At 62.9% G+C, this 15,684-nt stretch carries 6 protein-coding genes and 1 pseudogene; 4 read left to right on the plus strand and 3 right to left on the minus strand.

Going from position 1 to position 15,684, the window contains the following annotated elements; genetic code table 11:
- Positions 1-278 precede the first annotated feature (278 nt).
- Complete coding sequence (locus tag AC1DP0_RS00475; RefSeq protein ID WP_478081752.1) at positions 279-5,585, plus strand: sacsin N-terminal ATP-binding-like domain-containing protein; 5,307 nt, start codon at positions 279-281, stop codon at positions 5,583-5,585.
- Positions 5,586-5,692: 107 nt separating this feature from the next.
- On the opposite strand, the pseudogene AC1DP0_RS00480 reads toward AC1DP0_RS00475, so the two are convergent.
- The 3 genes and pseudogenes from AC1DP0_RS00480 to AC1DP0_RS00490 form a co-directional block, all read right to left on the minus strand.
- Positions 5,693-5,875, minus strand: a pseudogene (locus AC1DP0_RS00480) (DUF6998 domain-containing protein); the annotation flags it as partial.
- Positions 5,876-6,109: 234 nt separating this feature from the next.
- Positions 6,110-7,324, minus strand: a complete 1,215-nt coding sequence (locus AC1DP0_RS00485; protein WP_478081754.1) for a hypothetical protein — start codon at positions 7,322-7,324, stop codon at positions 6,110-6,112.
- A gap of 8 nt (positions 7,325-7,332) precedes the next feature.
- On the minus strand, positions 7,333-8,292 hold the full coding sequence (locus tag AC1DP0_RS00490) for an alpha/beta fold hydrolase (protein WP_478081756.1): 960 nt from the start codon (positions 8,290-8,292) through the stop codon (positions 7,333-7,335).
- A gap of 2,079 nt (positions 8,293-10,371) precedes the next feature.
- Between AC1DP0_RS00490 and AC1DP0_RS00495 the strand changes: the two genes are divergently transcribed.
- The 3 genes from AC1DP0_RS00495 to AC1DP0_RS00505 all read left to right on the plus strand — a co-directional run bounded on the left by AC1DP0_RS00495 (position 10,372) and on the right by AC1DP0_RS00505 (position 15,684).
- The gene (locus AC1DP0_RS00495; protein ID WP_478081758.1) at positions 10,372-11,016 is read left to right on the plus strand and encodes a hypothetical protein; all 645 of its coding nucleotides are present in this window, start codon (positions 10,372-10,374) and stop codon (positions 11,014-11,016) included.
- Positions 11,017-12,176: 1,160 nt separating this feature from the next.
- Positions 12,177-14,606 (plus strand): hypothetical protein, encoded by a 2,430-nt coding sequence (locus AC1DP0_RS00500; protein ID WP_478081760.1) that lies wholly within the window; start codon positions 12,177-12,179, stop codon positions 14,604-14,606.
- Between the two features lie 4 nt (positions 14,607-14,610).
- Positions 14,611-15,684 (plus strand): ComEC/Rec2 family competence protein, encoded by a 1,074-nt coding sequence (locus AC1DP0_RS00505; RefSeq protein ID WP_478081762.1) that lies wholly within the window; start codon positions 14,611-14,613, stop codon positions 15,682-15,684.

The raw sequence follows: 15,684 nt of genomic DNA on the forward strand, positions 1-15,684 counted from the left end.
GGCCTGGGCCAGCTGCTCGTGCAGAAAGAGGGAAGGGTCGATACTGGTGTTCGCGGTCATCGCGATGCTCCGTTCGAGGGTGCTGTGAGAGGTTCACTCGAAGGATCACGCGGTGACCGCACCTGCATGTGCAGGGACACGCTCACCGGTGTCGTCGTACACCAACGCCATGGACTCAACTGGACGCTGCCAAGATTGCCTGGATGGATGGCGTCCCAGTGGCTCGATCTCCTGGGGCGGCGACGGGAACTCACGACCCTAGACAGAAAGGTCAGCCGATGGAGGAACCTGCGACGTCAAGTTGCGCGAAGCCTGAGTTCCGAGCGCTGATCGAGAAGAAGTCAAAATGGCAGGTGGACCAGTTCCTGTTCGGTCGGGCGAACAACGAGCGCCCAACGCTGCAGGTCAAGCGATTCATTGAGGGAATCATCTCAGCCGACTACCACGGCCGGACCATGATCGAACTGATCCAGAACGCGCACGACGCACACGACAAGGGCTCCGACGACGGGCAGATCCACGTCCTGTTCGATGAGACGGAAGGGGCTTTCGGCACCCTCTATGTCGCGAACTCTGGCCGGCCGCTGACCGAAACCAATTTCGCTGCAATGGTGGACGTGGCAGTGAGCGACAAGCCGCCAAGTGAAGGGATCGGCAACAAAGGCGTCGGCTTCAAGAGCGTTTTGCAGTTCAGCGATTGCCCGGAGGTGTACAGCGCGGCTGACGATAGCCGCGAGTTCGACGGCTTCACGTTCCGCTTCGGGCGCCACGATGACTTCGCTGAGCTTGCGGCGCGGTGGGTGCCGGATGAGCCCGATATTGCTGTTGAGATGGAAAGCAACATCTCCACCCTCACCCTAACGTTCCCACTCGAGGCCGCCCCACATCGGGTCGACGAGTTGGGTGCCGCTGGCTACTGCACGGTGATCCGGCTTCCCCTGAAATCGGAACGTGCACGGGCCGATGTGCGGGATGAACTCCTCGGAGTTGCAGGGAGTACCGCTCCGATGCACCTGTTTCTGGACCGAATCGAGACAGTGCACCTCGTTGTCATTGAGTCCGACAGGCAACCAGAGGGTGCTAACGACGACCGGGAATCTTGGTTCCCGGCCCCGCTCGATGCCGAGAAAAGGCGAAGCCTTGCGCTTACCCGTCTACCGGACGAAATCGATCTAAGTCGTCGAGTCTCGTTTGCCCTCTTGCAGGACCAGAGCGAGTTCATCATCGCCCGGCGTACCGTGCCCGAGACTGCGGTGCTGGAGGCGATCGCCGCCACTCGGGAGGACGGTGCTCACCTGCCGGGCTGGGATGAGTGGCAAGGCGACGCCGACGTCGTATTGGCGCTGGCCGGGGGCGAACCACTGTCAGTCCCTCGGCTTTACAACTTCCTCCCCATGGGCGATCAGGTTGCCTGCCCGTTGCCGGCGTACCTACAAGCTCCATTCTTCTCCAGCCTTGACCGTCGATCGCTCCACGACGCATACCCCATCAACGACTTGTTCTTGAACGAAGCCGCAGAACTTGCAGCGGAGCTTTTGATAGCTTCCACGGACGGTGACCTCGACATTCCCGCTGGAACGATGGTCGATCTTGCTTGCTGGTCGAAAGAGCACCTGCCACGCCTTGTCTCAGCCTTGGATCGACGGGGGCGGAATCTGGCCAGCATGGCTTTCCTCCCATCGCTCGGCGAACAGTCAACCCGCGTCTCCATTTCCGAGGCATCGCTGTGGGAGACCAGCGGTCGTTTCTTCTCACCGGCCCGCCTAAAGCCTGAGCAAAGGAGAAGCCTCCTCGACCCGGCGCTGGGAGACGCCCGCCTGTCCCGGCTTGAACGGCTCTACTTGTCCCTTGGATTTGCTGGCTCATGGCGTCCYACCGACGCCAACCTCGTCGAATTCGCCGAGGCGTGCGCTGACCACTTGCAGTCGAGCACCGCAGGCCCTGCAGCGTGGGCTGACTTCTACGACGAACTTGCTACTGCCATCCCCCGACATGCGCCTGTCGCAGGCGCCCTGATCGTGCTCGGGAAGGAAGGCTTGCTGCACGCCAACGGCCTCCCAGACCAGCCGACCGTGTTCTTTCCTCCGCAGCGAAGCTCTACTGACTCTCGCATGCAACCGCCCTCCGCGGTGGCCGCGCGTCTCGCCTACGTCCGCGACGACATCCCGTGGAGGCTGGAGGATCAAACTCATCGCGTCGGACGTGACTGGCTGGCGAATTGGGTTGAAGACTTCGGTTCTGAGGAGATCCTCAAGCTTGTCGCGGAAGTGACGAATGGGCCCGGCATCGGCGATGCCGGGCTCACGGAGTCACTGCTCTACGCACTGGACGTGTGGCGGAACGCTCGCAGCCCGCTGGGCGAGGAGTCCTTCCCGACAAAGCCGTTCCGCGTGCCGACCGTCGGTGGCTGGATCTCCGCCGACAGCGCGTATTTCGGACGCGGCTGGGACGGCGACGACTCATGGATCGATCAAGGTTTGGTGCGACTGGTCGAGGCCGTCGGCGACACCAGCGAACTCGATGGCATCGCCGACAAAATCATCTCCCCGCCCTCAACCTGGCTGGCACCAGGTCACCACGAAGGCATGCGCGAATTCCTAGAGCGCGCTGGCGTCCAGCACGGCCTTTGGCCGGTCGACGTCACGCCCGCGACGTGGCGCATCACTGGCTCAGCCATCAACCATCCCGAAACACTCCCCGACTGGTCGGTGTCGTCGTGGCTTCAGGGGCCGATGCCCAAGGCCTGGCTTCGCACCGCCTCCGGCTCTGAGTGGCGGCAGCCCGCTGACTACGCCACAAGGCAGTACACGCTCACGCGCATCTCGCGCCTCCCCGGCCAGTTGGACTGGGACAGCTTCTCCCCCCGCGCCCAAGAGATCTATGGAGAGCTCGTGCTCGCGGGCCTCGACCGCTGGGACGACGACGATCTCAAGGCAACGTTCTTCCGCGCAGAAAGCAGATCAACCGCAACCTGGCCATCGTTCGTGACGGTGTTCCTCATGACAGCGTCTTGGCTCCCCCAAACCATCCCTGGCGACAGATCCACCGTCACACTCAAACAGGCGCAGCACGGGTGGTGGGTAGACGGTTACGTGCCCGACTACCTACCGGCTCCCGCACCGCACCTGCGTCGCGCGATCGGACCGACGGCGATCACGCGATTGCGGAGAGTGGGTGTTCGACACTGGGACGGACCAGGCTCAGCGGCAGCACGTATCAACCATCTCGCGGAAATCATCAATGCTGAAGGAACATGGATTCGAGGGACTCGTGCCGAGTACGAGCGGAGCTGGGCGGACTACCTCTCCAACCCCACGCCCCAGAGTCCGGACGGGGTTTTGGTCGAGACTGTGGGATCCGTCGAACTCGCGGACCCGTCCGAGACCGGGGAACTCATCTACTTCCCAGTCCCGGACGAGCCGAAATCGATCCTGCTGTCGCAGCTGCCCCTCACCCGGCTTGGATTCACCGATCGGGCGCTGGCAAAACGGGTCGGCGAGCACCTCGCGCGAACCTGGCCACAACGACTCCGCTCCGTGGCCGACGCCGAACTCCAAGTCCACTGGACCGGACCCTCCCAGCAGGGGCCTCTACTGGACTTGGTTGGCGACTGGCTTGAAAAGCTCGTCCTCCTCGTCCTCGCTCACCAACAGGGTGTGGCCGGACGTCGGCCGCGGCAGCTCGAGCAAGCGGCGTCGCAACTGCGGTCCGCGCGGCTCCTGGTTGTAGACGCGTTTTCAACGTCCGTGGATGGTCATGAGGTCGAGGACACCCTGAGGCAAACGTCATGCTGGGTCGTCGGCGATGACGGCCAAGGTTTGGTGCTGGTCCGCGAAGGGCACGGGCGTACGCGATTGAGACTGGCTGAACAAGCCGCGGAGGGAATCTCCCAAGCGGTGCAGGCGCCTTCGGCATTCAAAGACCTGCGCCTAGCGCTGATCGATCTGCAGGAGGTCGTGCGCGGGCCTTCGCCGACCAACGACGATCTAGCCCTGGCCTTGAGACTTCCGGCAGCAGAGGTGGATCTCGTCAGCGGGGAACGTGAAGCCTGGAGACCGGACACGTCCGCCCTCGTTGCGGTTCTGGCGACGGTGGCGCCAGATGCGGCCGAGGAACTGCGTGGAACGGACGACATTCCTGATGGCCGGGAGGCCTTGCAATCCTGGCTGGCCAGTCGCCTCGATAACGCCCCGATCGAAGCTGATGCCGTGCTTGCCTACGCCGACCGATCATGGACGACAGGTCCGATCGAAGACGGACACGTGGCCCTGTCCAAAGCCAACGAGGGTTTGCGCCTCCTCGGCCTGCAGTCGGTCCAGAACACGGGTGCGCACATCCGCGACTTCACAGCCTTTGTCGCAAACCGCCGCGAAGACATCGTCGATGACCTGCGAGACAGATTTGCCGGACGAGCCGCCCACGACCCCTTGGCTGTGCCCGCTTACGCGTCGCTCCTCGACCTACCGAACCTCACTGCCGACCCGGCCTGGTCGGACACGCACTGGCGCGTCCCCGAAGAAGCCATGTCCGAGCGCGTCCAGGAATGGCTCCGCGCCGCGGCCGGTCCGCCGGCGGAGCGCACACTCCCATCCGTTTATGAACTCCGAAGTGCGCAGCGGCAGCGCGTCACCAATACGCTCACTACGGCGCGCGACTCGGCCCTCACCTGGTGTGAGCTCAACCAGGTTGATGCTCCACCCACGATGGACGTGGCGTCAGTATCGGCGCAACTACGGTCAAGCGGCTACCTAGACTTTGCCGAGCGAACTCCTAAGGAGTTGCTCACGTGGCTGCACGCGCGCGGCTTGTGGCCCGACCCAATGCCCCTAACGCTCAACCAAAAGAAGTTGGGGATCACCCAAGAGGACGTTCGCCGAGCACGTGATCGGAAGCGCCGCGAGCAGGAGGAGGCAAAGCGGCGAGAGTCCGCGATAACGTACGCAGGACAAACGTTCACCACCGATCCCGACGATCTCCTCAGGCTTGATGAGATGATCGCGACCGCGGCAGCAGACGTCGACCTAGGGAATGCCCCAAGTTTTGAAAGTCTGGCAGAGATGGCCCCGATTGAACCCCTCCGCAGCGGCATAGGCGGTCAAGGTTCCGGACGCCGGAAGGGCATACGTGCCCCACATGTCCCACCGGAAAAGACCCAGAACATTGGACTGGCGGGCGAACTGTTCGCTAGCCATTGGATCCGCTCAAACTTCGGTCTGGCACGTGAAGAAACGTGGCGATCCGGGTACCGGAACGATATCCTGGGCGACGGTCTTGGCGACGACTCGCTCGGCTACGACTTCAAGGTTCTCGCCGGAGAGACCACCCACCTCATCGAGGTCAAAGTCACCACGGGCGATGACACCGCGTTCTCACTTCCCGAGTCAGAGATCCGAAGAGCACTCGATCTGGCTCCCCACGAGCGCTACAGCATCCTGTTCATCACCCACGTGCTCAACGACGAAAGCCGGCGATTCCATTGGCTTCCCAATCCCTTCGGTCCCGACGCACGCCTGTTCCGCGTCGACGGAAGACAGATGTTGTTCAGGTTCGATGTGTCGGCCGACCCAGACCAGCACCTTCGCTGAAGGATGGCAGAGGTGACTTGGACAATTTGACGACGATCAGCATTTGGGGCGCGTGCTCGGAGGCGGCTCGGGTCAGGACGTTCCTGCCCCGTACATGGCCTTAACTCCACCTTCCGCCGCTCGGCGTCGACCGCGTCGTGGCCGGCAGTCGACGCCGTCGTCAACGTGAGGTCGAAAAGTGCTTCTGCGACTGCCTCGCCGATCGAACCGAGGAGGTGCCCGTCGGGGGTGAACTTCCGGCCCGAGTGCAGCTGCTGTAGTTCATACACCACGGCGTGAAGCTGCTCCACTAGTACGGCGGCGCCCGCACTCCGCGCAGTTAGGGCGTGGCCAGACCGCGCTGCCTACCGCCCACAATGACGCGCCCGACGTAGCTGACCGCCGGATCGATGAAGGCATCTGGTCAGGGGGCCATTTGCGAGCAGCGGACCCTTGGTAGCTCGAGCTCTCTATAGACCGAGACTATAGTTCTGCTGAGCGGGCCAGCAGGATTGCTTCAACAACCGCTTAGCGTCACGGGTGCTTCACGAGTTCATCGCGCTGAAGAGTTGCTGTACAGAGGCTGCCAAGCCTACTAGGGAAATCGCGCCAACTGAGAGACTGATGGTCGCCCGAAGCACGCGATTCTTGGGGACCTCGATCATCCTTAGGATTTCCGCTCGCTCGAACAGCAATTCCACACGTCGAAACCGGCTGTCCACATATGCCGGACTGAGCACATACCTAGGGCGTGGCTGCGAAATGACTTCGAGATTTTGGGCTACGCGACTCAGCTCCTTTACCACTATGCGCCGCTGAATCTGCGGGACAGTACTGGTAGAAAAGCTAAGGTTCCGCCAAGTATTCCAAGAGACTCCTACCGCAAGCAGAACCAGCGTCACGAGACCCCAGACCGGGAAAGCAAGAATCATGAATAATGCGGCATAGGCTGGCACGAAGGTCARCATCCCACCAAGGCGAATGGTAACGATCTTATCCATAGAACGCCAACCGTGATCCACGAGACTTAGATCGTCTACGAGTCGGAGCAGGCCGTGGCTCTCAAGTCGCTCGGTTATGCTGAAAACGTGCGAGATCGTTTGTATTTGAAGGATGGCCGTCCATGTGCCGATAGCTCCGATCGACAAAAAGAGCAGCGCGCCTACGGGATAGTTTTGGATGTTCGCCCACCAATGATCACGGATGGTGGAAACGATGCCCGTCGCCTGCTCCTCTCCCGTCGTTCCCGAGGACGTAACCTGCTCCTCCGCGAGCCTCTGGACGTAGGCCGCAGACGAATACGTAGCAAAATAAAGCACGATCGCGACTACCAAGATCAAAGAGGCATTCAGGACGAGTCGCCGCCTGCTGGGCAGCGAGGTCAGGTTATCCAGCAATTTCGCCCCGTCCCCTGACTGATGACGCTCGACTAAAAGGCCGTCGGTTCTGAGGTCGGTTTCAAGCGAACGAACACGGCAAAAAGTCAGGAGCGACGTAAGGTTCGACAGAGATGATGTCAGAGCCAACAGCCAAGACGGCCAGTCGGCGGCCAATGGCATTCCCAGACATTCGATGGGGCGATGCTTTCCCGGCCAAAGAGCTAAAGGCACTTCCAGGGCTGAGCAGCTGTCCGAAACCAAAAGGCCATTTACGCTGGCCCAAGAAACCAAGACTGCCACAGGTGAGAATGCGGCTACGACCAAGAGTGAGAATCGGAAAGCGGGCGGTCTACGGTTCAACCAGTCGAAGATCGGCGCCATCGTGGTCCTCAGACGAGTTCGAATTGAGTGAGCAAGGAGAGGACTTCTGCTGGCCTTTCGATATGGGCGAAGTGACCAGCCTCAGAGATTTCCACAGTGCGCGCGTGGGAAGAGCGTGCGAGTCTGCGAAGATCCTTTGGCGGCACCATCTTGTCGTGCGCTCCACCTATAGCCAGGAGAGGAACACTGATCGTTCCCCATGTGGCGTCGGGGTCATATCCGATGGCGTTTCGCGCCGCCTTCTTGAAGGACGTCGAGCCACCCGAGGATGCCATTCGTAGCCGCGTAGTTGGCGCAATCCAAGACGGGTGTGCAGCTAGTCCGCGCATCATCCACGGTAGCAATCCGTCATGCAACCGCTTTAGTCGAGGATGCCGTTTCGGATTCACCATCGAGAGCAGAGCAAATCCTACGTATGTGGCCGCGGACTTGGGCGAACGGACTAGAGTCAGCCAAGGGCTCTTGACAGTGTCGATGATGGTGAAGTAGAAGCCGGAAATCACGGCCACACCGCTCAGGCCCGTTGGATTGCGGGCTGCAAGGTCAAGGGCTAGAAACCCTCCCATTGAGTGACCGATGACGCGAAATTTGGTCCACCCTAAGTCGTGGATGAGTTTTACTAGAACGTCCGCCACAAGCCCTGCCGGCAGGTCGGGCCGATTGTTTTCCGAAGCGCCGAAGCCCGGTATCTCAACAATTAGTAGATCGGGCAACCCTCTACGTTCAACCTGAATCTGTTGGAGCAAGTGCGACCAAGTTGACCAAGAGCCTCCAACGCCATGTAGAAGGAGGGTAACGCTAGCGTCGGGTCGCGCAGGGCCTGTCACGAAATAACGCATGCTCCCAAAAATGGTGTCACAGTAATGCTGCTTGAGTCCAAAGCGTGCGGGCTCATCCACATAGAAGAAGGGACAGTATTCTTCCCGGGCGTGATCTGTGTATGCCTTGGCGATAGGTTCTGTTGACATGCGCACCATTCTTGAGTCACTGGCTGGGTGTTATGCGAATCGAAAGGACGCGGCGGCCGGCCCCTCGTTCTTTTGTGGTCGCCCCTTGACTGTCGGCATCCCGCGGGCGAGCGAGGTCGGCTTCATGATGCCACGGCCACCCCTGGTCGATGCATACTTGACTGCGATCACTGCACCTGGGTTCCATGTGGAGCCAAATTTGCTCGCTGGCTAGACGCCGACGTGGTCCACTGGCGTCCGGCCGTGGTCGCTCGGGCAGGAACAGCACGAGGCTGACGGCTCCGCCTCGCCTGCTGTCTTGCAGCTTGGTGCGGCTTTCCTTGCGACTGCCAAGCGCGCCCCTTGTGGGGCTAGTCCTGTTACGAAGGTGGCGAATGTGAGTTCGGCGTGTCAGCGGGCATGATGGGATGCCCGTCGCCGACAACGTGTGCGGGTCGACCGCGACCTCGTTCGCTAGGAACTTGAGCTCTCAGACCACTGAGCCTCCGGACTCGCCCGGGCGGTTCAAAGCAGGTGCATCACTCCGCCCAGACAGGGGTCGGTTTGAGGGCCGCCGTCGACCGCCTAGAAAGGCGGCCTGCGCCCTCTCGGTCCCTCCCGGGCGCGAACCCTGATTTGGTGTGGGTGAGCAGATAAACAAGTCGCTTGGACACGGCTGCGACGTCTCAGGCACCGCAATGTCTCGGCCCGGTCCGAATGCACGACGCCTGGACGATGTACGACGACGCCGAGGATCTTTGTCAAAACGACATGTATCCAGGGATATCCGCAGCATCGGGGAATCCAGTGGCCGAGTGCGCTCTCAATCAGCATTTTGCCGGGCGCAGTCTCTGGAGCCAACCCCGGTTGGTCGGCATGAGTGCCGGAGCTGGCGATTTCTCAAACTGGTGCACCGCTCCGCGCTGCATTGTCCTGGGGGCCTCGAGATGGGTAGTCATATAGGCGTGGCGATTTCCGGTGGAGGCCACCGCACCATGATTTTGGGCCTTGGCCCACTGCTCTACTTGGTGGTGACATCGAGACAATGGCCGCAGTAATCAGTTTGCCCTGGGACCATGGTCAGCCGAATCTCTTACGGCTTCGACTTCGTCGCGGACGGCTCTCCGGAATCGGTCCCCACGTCATCTGGACGCGCCGAATATTGGGAGCTACCGTCTCGCCACGCCCACCCCGGGGGCGCCCTACGGCTGCGGTGGGCGCTCTGGCGGCAGGGGCCCGTCCAAGCGCAGCGAGGGACCTCGGGGCGCTGCCCGGTCGACGCGGTTGGAAGGCAGGAACAGTTCGTGGCCCACGTCGACTCTGGCCCCAATCACTGAAGGTGGCGCGTCGGGATCTGTGGATCATGCGAGGCGACTCCAGTCGCGTCCGATTTAGCCGCGAACGCGGTGACCGGCCTCCGAACCGCCGTGAGGGGGCGGCGCTCGACGAGCCCTGCTCGTCAAATCTCGCAGACGCTTGCGAGGTCCATGAGCCCAAGGCTTCTACGGCACCTTCACGGTCCTTCGGAACAGCTCTCCTGGCGCACGACGGTGTGGTCGGACGCATGGCTGAACATCAGGTGGGTCCCATGCCGACCGGTGCTTAGTCGAGCGATTGCCCTCCTGTCCGGGCAGTTGAAGGCACGGCGACTGCTCGACTTGAGTTACTTCGGGCAGTCGACCGTTGCATGCAAAGCGGGCGAGAGATTCCTCCCGCTGCCGGGTGGCTGAGATTGACCGCGCGATAACTCGTCTGTCCCCGCGTCCTGGAAGCGAGGCAGCGTCCCTCGGGCACCTAGAGTGGGCGTCTGCGCGAATCCTAGAAGCTCAGAACTTCACGTCGGCCTGCGTGGCGGAGCCACTGCCAAGTCACCTTGCGGCGTCAGTTCGAGGCGAGGGTCTCGCACGACCGCGGGTCACAGAACGCTTGTCCAGAACGCCTTCGTCCGTGCGCTCTCATCAGTACATTGGAGATGGATGCGCATGAGGGCCCTTGCGAGGGAAGCGCGACCACATCTGTTCATCAGCCCGCAAATCCGAGTCAGCGGATAGTGCCCCTCAGACACGACCCGCCGCATCGTTGATGAAGGAGTCGAAACCGATGGCTGTTCAGATTCCAGGGCTCGCCGTCGGCGCAGCCAAAGACAGCATCGAGGAACCGGCAGTGGAGCTACTGCAAAACTTGTCGCTCCTCCCGACTGCTCCCTCGGAACTCAAGAAGGCCGGACAGTTTACCGCTGCGTTCACCGGTCCTCCCGACAGTGTGACGGTCATCGAGGCCGGAGCCACCGCGGCGGCGAAGTGGTGGTCGGTCACTATCGCAGGGGGTGCCGTAGTGTCGGGCGCGTCGATCAGGGGCTTCTGGGACGGCCTCGGCGCCGCGAACCAACCCAACGCCCTCTTGGCCGTCGGACTGATATTTGCGTCTGCAGGACTCGGGATCGCGTACCTGCTCGGTTCCGATGTTCGAGGCCGTGCTGCCGCTAGTGTCGCGACGATCGAAGCGCGCAGCTCGGTGGCGGTGTCGATGCTGGAAGAAGCGGGCAAAGCGTATCGACCCGCCTCCAGCCAAGCGGCGTCTGTGCCACTCAACAGTATCCCCGTTATGAACACTGCGAGAGAGGCTGCGGACGAGGACGGTTGGCAGGCTCTCGCCATGCGACAGAACGGTGACAACCTCGAGTTTCTCCTCGCCAAGGGAGCCACTACCGAGTGGGTCGGAAATGGAACGGTTAAGTTCAAGTAGCCGGGGCAATCAGTGTGGTCCCAGATAGGCGCCCGACTTCACGCGGTTAGGGATGACGTTCCCGACCATTCCTCGCTTCGTATCCGTTCACCCAACTCTCCCACGAAAGTCCCGCGATCGCCCTCCGCGGCAGGAATGCATCACCGAGGCAACTCTAGGATCCAAAGCCTCAGTGGAAGAGTTAGTTAGGGCGTCTGATACAAATTCTGGCGTGGACCGGCGCCGCGTAGCCGCTAGTCCCAACTGCATCGATCCGCGATGGACACACTCTGTCGTCCCCCAAGCGCGAGCAGATCGACGACGGCGCAGTACCGTCGCAAACCGACGACAGTCTGCATGCCACGCGGACCATCGCTGCTGGTACCTAGGCCGTTCAGCGCCGACCACCGTATGGCCCTCCGCCTGTCTCCCGCTTCCCGGTGTAACTGTATGGCTTAACGCATAACCTTCCGGCCGGGATGTAGCCGGAGTAGCGTGGGAACTACACAGCCAAGTGTCAGGGCGTGAGCCTTGCATAGCCAGTGCCGTCCGAGTCAGAGTCCTTTCTCGAAAGGGACGCTCGCTATATGCCCAAAAATGCGGATCAGGATACGTATCCACGTCATTCCCTTGAGTGGGTCATCGGGGGAGTCTTGGCGGCGCGAAGTGTAACGCCTGAGCGCGCAACGCCGCAGCAGGTGGCTGCAGTTCTAAGAGACCTGGCAACTCAAGGATCCCTTTGGCAACCCGGGGGGGTTGCCGGTCGGCCAGAGGCGCAGTTGGCGCGTGACTACACGTGGCCGCGGGTCGCCCGCTGGATCGCACCTAGCCCTGCCTACGCTGAAGCTAGGTCCGCCATCTTCGCCGCCTGGGAAGCGGTGGGCCAAGAGGCCATGGCGCTGGATGCTCCTTTGTTCATGCGCTTATGGGTGGCCAGTAGCGCACATCAGAAGGCACTTCACGGAGCGCACGTAAGGGGGCTGATAGTGGCCGCACATCGCCAGCTACCACGCAGACCAGTAGCGTGGCGGTGGCCGATCCGGGTGGCTGATCTGACTGGAGAGAGATCCGCGAGGGTGCGAATTGCTGGAGCGTCTGTCCCAGCAGGGCGGGGTGATCCAGTAGAACTTGCGGTTCTCAAGGAAACGGAGGGCCTTGAGCCACGGATGGTTGATTCCAGTGTGAACATCTTCTTGAAGGCTGATAATGAATGCCTCGTGGAATCTGCAAAGCGCGACGGTGATCTCGTCGCCATAGCGGCGGAGCCGACATCCCATGTCGCCGAGCGACTGGTGCGTGCGATGGGTAACGACCTGCCCATCGACGCAGCACTCGCCGTGGTTCTACCTCATGCCAGCGTGTTCGCGAGGTCTGGCCTGCTGCCTCTGACTAGCATCGGTTGTTGGGCTGCACGGTTGGCTTCTGCTATCGGCGAAACGTATCCGCAATTGAGGGTCGATCTAGAAAATGCGCTGTCCACATACCCGGTTAATGCGACGCTGACCTCTTCAGGGGTGTCACCTTCGCGTTCTGTTGAATCATCCAACTCGGGGCTGCTGCGGGTAATCGAATCGGTAGTGGCCCAGTTGCCACCAGGGCTTGCGTATACCGTTAGTCCAAACGCTCCTCAAGTGACCGACCACTATCCTGTGGCAGCCCATGTGTCGTTCATCGACCGCCCCGGATCCGCAAACGTGCCGCGGTTCCATCGCACAGCGCTCCGCGATCTGGACGATCTCCGCCGCCAGCCGCAAGCATTGAGACGGTGGTATAGGTCCACGCCAGCATCTAAGGCCCGCCTCTCCGCCCATCCTCTCGATCCCGAAATCCACGGGGGCGGAATAGGTGGATGGTGGGGCGGAATCGGCGGCTATGGGCCACAAACGGGTGATGAGCTACGCGGCCCTAAGCGCGACACATCGGCGCCCGCGCCGCCCCCCATCCGGCCGCCCCAGCCGCGCCGATTGCAGGCCGAAATTCACGAGACCGATACCGGGACGCCCCGCAGCAACGCCTTCGCCCCCGGCATCCGGCACGACATCGGGATCCACATCGGCCCGGGCGAGGAGAGCCCGCTGACGGTCGCCGGCGCATTCCCGGAGGCAGCGGTCAAGTTCGAGCCGTACGGCGCGATCCTCGACGTCGAGTTCGTCGCCGAGTCACCCACCGGGACCACGCGGGAGACCCAGCAACTGCTCCTTCCGAAGTCGGGGACGTCGGCCCAGCTCACCTTCGCCTTGGACGTCGCCCCCGACGCTACAGAAGTCCGCGCGAGCGTCGTCGTCTACCAAGGGGCGCTCGTCCTGCAGTCTGCGCAACTGCGCGGTCCGGTCGACGCCAGCGACTACCCAGTGCACAGTCAGTTCATCCGCTTCGTCCGCGACTCCGAGCTGGCTCCAGCGCGTTACCCCAGGAAGCAGGGCGGCGAGCTCATCCAACCTCCCGCCGACGTCGACACCTCACTGTCGTTCAACGTGGGGGCGGATGGGGAGGCGCTGCTCGTCGACGCGCACGGCCACCACCGTGTCATCTCGTTGGAAGGCTTAGACGAGTTCCGCCGTGACGTCGTGCAAACCCTGCGCATCGCGGTTGACGCCGACCGCGCCACCGGTGCCACGCCGGGCAGCGAGCAACAGACCGAGCTACTGCGCGACCTCGCCCGTCTCGGGTACTCCCTCTACGACCACCTCGCCAGCCAAACTCGCGACGTCACCATCGGCCCACGCATCCAGCTCGTCTCGCCCGGCGACGGTGTGGTGCCCCTCGAGTTCGTCTACGACTACGGGCTCCCGACCGGGAGCGCCCGGCTGACGGCACACTGGCGGGAGGCGCTCGCCACCGGGGAGTGCGACTGCGAGCCGCGGCGCGGCCGCACCCGGGTGATCTGCCCGCTCGGGTTCTGGGCGCTGCGGCACGTCATCGAGCACCAGCTCGCCGGCATCGGGGAGCAGGATGAGTCGACCGCGCTCTCGGGCCAGCTGCGCCAGGGCCACGAGACTCTGCCTCGCCTGGACAAGGTCCTCTTCGCCGCCACCTCGAAGATCGACGCCAAGAGCCGCGGCGAGCACGCGAGGACCGTGAAGCTACTCCAACAGCGGTTGCACCACGGCGTCGTCGAAGCCACGTCATGGACCGGCTGGCACGACGCTATTAGGACGCACAAGCCCGGGCTGGTGCTGTCCCTGCCGCACACCGACCGAAAGGGCAACCTGGTCGCGCTGCAGATCGGTAAGACAAGCATTCGCGAGGTCGCCGCGCTCACCGGCGACTACGTCGTGTCGCCCGGCGCCCCGGTCGGGCCGGTCGTGTTCCTCCTCGGCTGCAGCACGGCGAACGAGGACATCCCATGGCAGTCGTCTGTCGCGGCGTTCCGTCGCGGCGGCGCGAGCCTCGTCGTCGGCAGCGTCGTCGAGACCCTCGGGCGGCAGACCGCGCCGATGGCGCGCATGGTCGCCGACCAGCTCTGGGGTCCACAGCCTGCGCGGGGCGCGACGATCGGGGAGACGCTGCGCGACGTGCGGCGGCGGCTCGTCGCTGAGGGCGCGACCCTGGGACTGTCCCTCGTCGTCTTCGGTCAGTCGGGCTGGCTGCTCCCGAAGCACCGGCGGTGAGGGGATGCTTCGACTCGAAATGCTGCCCGCGGCGTACGGCGACGCACTGTTGCTTGAGTGGGGCACGGCGCGGAGCCCGCACCGCATACTGGTCGATGCGGGTCCGCTCGGCACCTACCGCACCGTGCACGACCGCATCCAAGCGCTCGGCCGGCGCCCCTCCCTAGACCTGCTCGTGGTCACTCACATCGACGGGGACCACATCGAGGGCGTCGTACGCCTCCTCCAGGACCGCGCGGCCCTAGGCCTACATATCGACGAGGTGTGGTTCAACGGGTGGCCGCAGCTTCCCGCCACGGATCAGCAGGGCCCGGACTACGGCGAAATGGTCGGCGCGCTGCTGCAGCGCGACAAGACCCTGAAGGACCGTTGGAACGCCGCGTTCGACCACCGTGCCGCGGCCGTGCCTCGCAGTGGAAAGATCAGAACCTACGACGTGGCAGGCGCCCGGCTCACCGTTCTCGGCCCAGGCCCGGACCAGCTTGCCGCGCTGCAGGCCAAGTGGACCAAGGTGCTCGCCGACGCCGGCGTCGAACCGGGCGATGCCGACGCCGCACTAGAGCGCTTGTCGAAGCGCCGGAGCTTGGCCGGGCTCGAGGGCGACGACGTGCAGGGCGGCACGGCGAAGCTCGACAATAGCGTCGCCAACGGCAGCAGCATCTCCTTCCTCTTTGAGTACGACGGCAAGGCGCTACTACTAACGGGCGACAGCCACGCGCCGCCGTTGATAGACGGGATCCAGCGCTTGCTGAAGCAGCGGAAGCAGGACGCGTTTATGGTCAACGCTTTCAAACTGCCGCACCACTGCAGCAAGTTCAACGTCACCGACGAGCTTCTCGCCCTCGTCGACACCCAGCGCTACCTCATCTCCACCAACGGGGAGCGCTACAAGCATCCAGACCGGGAGGCCGTGCTGCGTGTCGTCGACGGCCCATCGCGGCGCGACGAAATTGAGGTGTTCTTCAATTACGTCTCCAACACAACCAGCCCTTGGACGACGTCGTCGACCGCGAAGCGCTACCGCTACACCGCTGTGACTCCCGAGACCGACGCTTGCGGCGTCGTGGTCGAGGTGTGA

Source organism: Terrabacter sp. P5_B1 (assembly GCF_056400505.1).

What these genes read in the sequence shown, in the direction of transcription:
- AC1DP0_RS00490 (WP_478081756.1), bottom strand. Translation starts at nt 8,292, where the DNA reads ATGTCAACAGAACCTATCGCCAAGGCATACACAGATCACGCCCGGGAA.
- AC1DP0_RS00495 (WP_478081758.1), top strand. Translation starts at nt 10,372, where the DNA reads ATGGCTGTTCAGATTCCAGGGCTCGCCGTCGGCGCAGCCAAAGACAGC.
- AC1DP0_RS00505 (WP_478081762.1), top strand. Translation starts at nt 14,611, where the DNA reads ATGCTTCGACTCGAAATGCTGCCCGCGGCGTACGGCGACGCACTGTTG.